The following is a 5628-nucleotide window of genomic DNA, read 5'->3' as shown; positions in this document are numbered from 1 at the left end:
CCGCCGCCATGACGGGCAGCGCATCCGTTGCCCCGATGCAGGAGGAACGCGCGCCGGTCACGATCCTGGTGTCGATCGACGGATTCCGTGTCGATTATCTACAACGGGGAATTACCCCCAATCTGTCGCGGCTGGCGGCGGGCGGCGTGAGCGCACCGATGCGACCGTCCTTCCCGTCCAAGACCTTTCCCAATCACTGGACGCTGGTGACGGGGCTGGTTCCCGATCGTCACGGCATCGTCGCCAACAGCTTCACCGATCCGACGCATCCGGGCGAGCGCTTCACCATGTCGTCGGAGCAGCCCTATTGGTGGAACGCCGCCGAGCCGATCTGGGTTACCGCGGAAAAGGCGGGCATCCCCACCGCCACCATGTTCTGGCCGGGTTCCACCGTCGCCTGGGGCGGTGTCCAGCAGGACGACTATCATCACACCGTCACCAATGGCATCCGCCCGCATGACTGGCAGGCGTACAACTCGGCCGTATCCGACCGTCAGCGGGTCGACGCGCTCATCGACTGGCTGCGTCGCCCGGCCGCCACGCGGCCCCGCTTCCTGACCCTCTATATCGACGAGGTGGATATCGCGGGGCACGAAGTCGGCCCCGACGCGCCGGGCGTGAACGCCGCCATCGCCAAGGCCGATGTGGCGATCGGACAGCTGGTGGCGGGCCTTGCCGAATTGCACCAGCCCGCCAACCTGCTGGTCGTGGCCGACCACGGCATGGCCGCGACGTCGAGCGACCGGGTGATCGCGCTCGACCGGTTGCTGGACCCTGCCGATTACGACCTGAGCGACGATGGCCCCTTCGCCTCGATCACCGCCAAGCCGGGACATGAGGCCGCGCTGGAGGCTCGCCTGCTGGGTCGGCGCGGCCATATGACCTGTTGGCGCAAGGGCGAGATCCCGGCGCGGTTCCATTATGGCCGCAATCCCCGCATCGCCCCCTATTTCTGTCTGGCCGACGCCGGGTGGATGATCGAGGCGAAGGCGCCGGACAAGCCCTTTGCCGGGGGGATGCACGGTTATGATCATGAGGATCCGACGATGGTCGCGCTGTTCATCGCCAATGGCCCGGCCTTCCGGTCGGGGGTGCGGCTGGCACCATTCGCCAATGTCGACGTTGCACCCCTGCTGCGCGACCTGATCGGCCTACCGCCGGGCCAGGGGCTGGACGGCAATGACGCGCCGTTCCGCCGCGCGTTCCGACGTTAAGGAGACAAGAGGATGATCTGGCTGGAGGATGTCGCGGTCGGAGACGTGTCGCGGTTCGGCGCGTACAAGGTAGAGCGGGACGAGGTCATCGCCTTTGCCCAGCGTTACGACCCCCAGCCTTTCCACCTGTCCGACGAAGCCGCCGCCGCCACCCATTTCGGGCGGCTGTCGGCCAGCGGCTGGCACACCGCGTCGATGGCGATGGCGATGATCGTCGAGCATTTCCGCGACACCGGCTTCCAGAGCATCGGCTCGCCCGGTGTGGACGAGCTGCGCTGGACCAAGCCCGTCTTTCCCGGCGATACGCTCCATTGCGAAGCCGAGGTGCTGGAGACGCGGGTGTCGGCGAGCCGCCCCGAAATGGGCTTCGTCATCAGCCGCTGGACCGTGCTCAATCAGGACGATGTGCCGGTCATGACGATGCGTCCCACCGTCATGATCCGCACCCGCCCAAAGGCTGGTTAACGCGGGCGCCGCCCGCAGGCCGCTTAACGCGGACCGCGCCCGCCGCGTCCTCCCGGTCGTCCGCCACGCCAGCCACCGGGACGCGGCGCGGACGGGGTCGGGCGAACGCCCTCGCCGCCCCGCCACCGGCCGGGATTGCCGCGCCAGCCGCCGGGCGTCGGGGCCGCGCCGGGCACCGGTCCACGCCAGCCGCCCCGGCCCCAGCCGCGCCACTGATCCCGGATTGCCCCGCCGCGCCATGCATCGCGACGCCCTTCCCAATAGGCGCGCTGGCCGTCGTTCCAGCGGAACGGACGGCGATACCGGTCATAGACGTAGACGCCGGTGCCCGGATAATAGAAGTCGTTATACCAGCCGTAATAGGACGGTGCGTATCCGTAACCGCCATAGCCGCCGCCATAATAGCCGGGCGCATAACCGCCGCCATACCCCGCGCCCACCGACACGCCGCTATAGCCATAGCCGTCGGCGCATCCACCGAGCGCCAGCAACCCGGCCGCGATCGCCGCGGCCCAGCCCGTCTTCCTCAGGGTCATCATCCTCTCCATGCCCCTGGTCCAGCCGGAGCGGGTGCGGCAGGGGTCCGTCATCCGCGTCGATCAACGGTCAACCCCGCAGCGCGAAGGGTGGTTCCTGCGCCTCGCCGCCTGCACGGGTGCTGAACGCCCAAAGGGGATTGGCAAAGCCGGTCAAGCAAGGCTAACCTGACGTACCGTTCATACGGACGGGCCGTTCATCAAGGACGGGCTTGGGACAGGCGGCGCATGACCGGGGGTAATCCGGCACGACCGTCGGATCGTAGCGTGTCGAACGCGAGCGAAGGTGGAGGGACAGGACGAATGGCGATGACGGAGAACACCGTACCCCCCGGCGAGGCGCCGGAGCCATTCCACGAAGAGGTCCATGATCCCCGTCGCCGCGACTTCATCAACGTCGCCGCCGTATCCTTCGCAGGCGTAGGCGCACTGGCGATCGTCCTGCCGCTCATCAACCAGATGAACCCCTCGGCCGACGTCCTCGCCCAGTCCACCACCGAGATCGACCTGTCCAAGATCGCCCCCGGACAGGCGATCAAGGCCAGCTTCCGCAAGCAGCCGCTGTTCGTGCGCAACCTGACGCCCAAGGAAATCGCCGAGGCCAACGCCGTGCCGCTGTCCGAACTGCGCGATCCGCAGACGCTGGCGGAGCGGACCAAGCCGGGCAAGACCAACTGGCTGATCACGCTGGGCGTCTGCACCCATCTGGGCTGCGTGCCGCTGGGGGCGGGCGAAGGCGAGAACAAGGGCCCCTATGGCGGCTATTTCTGCCCCTGCCACGGCTCGGCCTATGACACCGCCGCGCGTATCCGAAAGGGTCCGGCGCCGAAGAACCTGTTCGTGCCCGATTACAAATTCGACAGCGACACGACCGTCACGGTCGGCGCGGCCGCTTAAGGGAGACCGACGAGATGAGCTTTCCCTGGGCCAAACATTATCAGCCGAAACAGCCGGTCATGCGCTGGCTGGACGAGAAGCTGCCGCTGCCGCGCCTCGTCTACAACGCGGTCGGTGCGGGCTATCCGGTGCCGCGCAACCTGAATTATTTCTGGAATTTCGGCGTGCTGGCGGGGGCCGCCCTCGCCATCCAGATCATCACCGGCGTCGTGCTGGCGATGCATTATGCCGCCAATGCGGGTGTCGCCTTCGACTCGGTCGAAAGCATCATGCGCGACGTGAATGCGGGCTGGTTCCTGCGCTATGCCCACGCCAACGGCGCGTCGATGTTCTTCATCGTCGTCTACACCCACATCTTCCGCGGCCTTTACTACGGATCGTACAAGGCCCCGCGCGAGATGGTGTGGCTGCTCGGCGTGGTCATCTTCCTGCTGATGATGGCGACCGCCTTCATGGGCTATGTGCTCCCCTGGGGACAGATGAGCTTCTGGGGCGCGCAGGTCATCACCGGCTTCTTCTCGGCGATCCCGCTGGTCGGCGATACCATCCGCATCTGGCTGCTCGGCGGGTTCGCGCCGGACAATGCCGCGCTGAACCGCTTCTTCTCGCTCCACTATCTGCTGCCCTTCGTGATTGCGGGCGTCATCATCCTGCACATCTGGGCCCTGCACATTCCCGGCTCGAACAACCCGACCGGCGTGGACGTGAAGGGCGAGCAGGACACAGTGCCCTTCCACCCCTATTACACCGCCAAGGATGCGGTGGGCTTGGGCGTCTTCCTGCTGGTCTTCGCCAGCCTGCTGTTCTTCTTCCCCAACTATCTGGGCCACCCGGACAATTACATCCCGGCCAACCCGCTCTCGACGCCGGCGCATATCGTTCCCGAATGGTATTTCTGGCCCTTCTACGCGATCCTGCGCGCCTTCACCGCCGACTTCATCCTGCCCGCCAAGCTGTGGGGCGTGCTGGCGATGTTCGGGTCGATCCTGCTGCTGTTCTTCCTCCCCTGGCTGGACAGCTCGCCGGTGCGCTCGAACAATTTCCGGCCCAAGGCGCGGGTCGCCTTCTGGGTGCTGGTGGTCGACGTGCTGCTGCTCGGCTGGTGCGGGGGATCGCCCGCGACGCCCTTCTTCATCATCCTCAGCCAGATCACGGCGGCGTATTATTTCCTCCACTTCCTGGTGATCCTGCCCTGGATCGCCCGGACGGAGCGCCCCACGCCGCTGCCCCATTCGATCACCGAAGCCGTGCTGTCCAAGCATGGCGGGACCGCACCCACCAAGTCGGCCCTGGCCTGACCCGAACCGAAAGAGGATAGCTGAACATGGTTCGTGGCATCGCATTCCTGGTCGGGGCGGCCTTCACCTTCGTCCTCGCCATCGCGCTGTGGGGCAGCGTCTCGGGGCTCGTCTCCGAGCCGCCCGTTCCCACCGCCGAGGAGGAGTTCCACCTCCACCCCAAGGAGGCGCATCTGGCGTCGGACGGCATTTTCGGCCGCTTCGACCGTCGCCAGCTCCAGCGCGGGTTCCAGGTCTATAAGGAGGTCTGCGCGGCCTGCCACTCGCTGCGGCTGGTGGCGTTCCGCGACCTGAAGGATCTGGGCTATACCGACCCCGAGGTGAAGGCGATCGCCAACCAGTGGGTGATCGAACAGCCGAGCATCAACCCGGAGACGGGCGAGGCGACGACGCGCAAGAACGTCCCCGCCGACCGTTTCCCCTCGCCCTTCGCCAACGAGGTGGCGGCGCGCGCGGCGAACAACAATGCCCTGCCGCCCGACCTGTCGCTGATGACCAAGGCGCGGCATGAGGGTACGAACTACATCTATTCGCTGATCGGCCCCGACGCCTATCGCCCACAGCCCGCCGAGCTGCTGCGCAAGTTCCCCGACGCCAAGACGCCGACCGGCCTGCACTACAACCCGTATTTCGCGAACCTCAACATCGCGATGCCGCCGCCGCTGACCTCGGACGGTCAGGTCCAATATGCCGACGGCACGCTGGCCAGCCGCGACCAGATGGCCAAGGACGTCGCCGCCTTCCTGACCTGGACCGCCGAGCCGAAGCTGGAATCGCGTCACGCGGCCGGGATCGGGGCGTTCGTCTTCATCCTGATCTTCTGCTTCCTGGCCTGGGGCGCGTATCAGAATGTCTGGCGCGACGTGAAACACTGAGATCGGGAAAGCCCGATGTGAGAGAACTGGGGCGGTTTCCGATGAGGAAGCCGCCCGTTTTATTGGGGGGCGTATGTCCGACCTCCGTTCAGACTGAACGGGGCGAGAATGCGCGCTTGTCTCTTTACCCCCGCCTGTCAGAGGCCCATTACGCGCCCCATGAGCGCCCATGACGACCTGAAATCCCTGATCCGCACCATCCCGGATTTTCCCAAGCCCGGCATCCAGTTCCGCGACATCACCACCTTGCTGCTCGACCCCAAGGGTTTCGCGCAGACGGTCGAGCGGATGGCCGCCGCCACACGCGGGACCGTCGATCTGGTCGCCGGGATCGAGGCGCGCG

Annotated in this window: 6 protein-coding genes and 1 pseudogene; 6 read left to right on the top strand and 1 reads right to left on the bottom strand. The window is 66.4% G+C overall.

The genetic code is table 11. From position 1 onward, the window contains the following. Positions 1–8 precede the first annotated feature (8 nt). Both NS355_RS07965 and NS355_RS07960 read left to right on the top strand, forming a co-directional pair. A complete protein-coding gene (locus NS355_RS07965; protein WP_084787701.1) occupies positions 9–1214 on the top strand; it encodes an ectonucleotide pyrophosphatase/phosphodiesterase in 1206 nt (401 codons plus the stop codon). Between the two features lie 12 nt (positions 1215–1226). After that, complete coding sequence (locus tag NS355_RS07960; RefSeq protein WP_058745221.1) at positions 1227–1679, top strand: MaoC family dehydratase; 453 nt, start codon at positions 1227–1229, stop codon at positions 1677–1679. A 23-nt stretch (positions 1680–1702) separates the two neighbouring features. Here the strand turns inward: NS355_RS07960 and NS355_RS07955 are convergent, their stop codons facing one another. Further along, the gene (locus tag NS355_RS07955) at positions 1703–2218 is read right to left on the bottom strand and encodes a hypothetical protein (protein WP_058745220.1); all 516 of its coding nucleotides are present in this window, start codon (positions 2216–2218) and stop codon (positions 1703–1705) included. Positions 2219–2518: 300 nt separating this feature from the next. Here NS355_RS07955 and petA point away from each other — a divergent pair, with 300 nt between their 5' ends. From petA to NS355_RS07935, 4 genes and pseudogenes are all read left to right on the top strand, one after another. Continuing rightward, on the top strand, positions 2519–3112 hold the full coding sequence (petA, locus tag NS355_RS07950) for a ubiquinol-cytochrome c reductase iron-sulfur subunit (RefSeq protein ID WP_058745219.1): 594 nt from the start codon (positions 2519–2521) through the stop codon (positions 3110–3112). A gap of 14 nt (positions 3113–3126) precedes the next feature. After that, positions 3127–4410 carry a cytochrome b gene (locus tag NS355_RS07945; RefSeq protein ID WP_058745218.1) on the top strand — a complete coding sequence of 428 codons (1284 nt, stop codon included), beginning with the start codon at positions 3127–3129 and terminating at the stop codon, positions 4408–4410. A gap of 26 nt (positions 4411–4436) precedes the next feature. Beyond that, positions 4437–5285, top strand: a complete 849-nt coding sequence (locus tag NS355_RS07940) for a cytochrome c1 (RefSeq protein ID WP_058745217.1) — start codon at positions 4437–4439, stop codon at positions 5283–5285. 159 nt (positions 5286–5444) lie between these two features. Then, positions 5445–5628, top strand: a pseudogene (locus NS355_RS07935) (adenine phosphoribosyltransferase); the annotation flags it as partial.

It is taken from the genome of Sphingomonas yabuuchiae (assembly GCF_001477495.1).
Lineage (GTDB): Bacteria > Pseudomonadota > Alphaproteobacteria > Sphingomonadales > Sphingomonadaceae > Sphingomonas > Sphingomonas yabuuchiae_A.
This window is presented reverse-complemented; position numbering and strand designations above follow the sequence as displayed.

Bases quoted from the DNA above. Each gene is read 5' to 3' on its own strand.
- NS355_RS07940 (WP_058745217.1), top strand. From the start codon at position 4,437: ATGGTTCGTGGCATCGCATTCCTGGTCGGGGCGGCCTTCACCTTCGTC.
- NS355_RS07945 (WP_058745218.1), top strand. From the start codon at position 3,127: ATGAGCTTTCCCTGGGCCAAACATTATCAGCCGAAACAGCCGGTCATG.
- NS355_RS07965 (WP_084787701.1), top strand. From the start codon at position 9: ATGACGGGCAGCGCATCCGTTGCCCCGATGCAGGAGGAACGCGCGCCG.
- petA (WP_058745219.1), top strand. From the start codon at position 2,519: ATGGCGATGACGGAGAACACCGTACCCCCCGGCGAGGCGCCGGAGCCA.
- NS355_RS07955 (WP_058745220.1), bottom strand. From the start codon at position 2,218: ATGATGACCCTGAGGAAGACGGGCTGGGCCGCGGCGATCGCGGCCGGG.
- NS355_RS07960 (WP_058745221.1), top strand. From the start codon at position 1,227: ATGATCTGGCTGGAGGATGTCGCGGTCGGAGACGTGTCGCGGTTCGGC.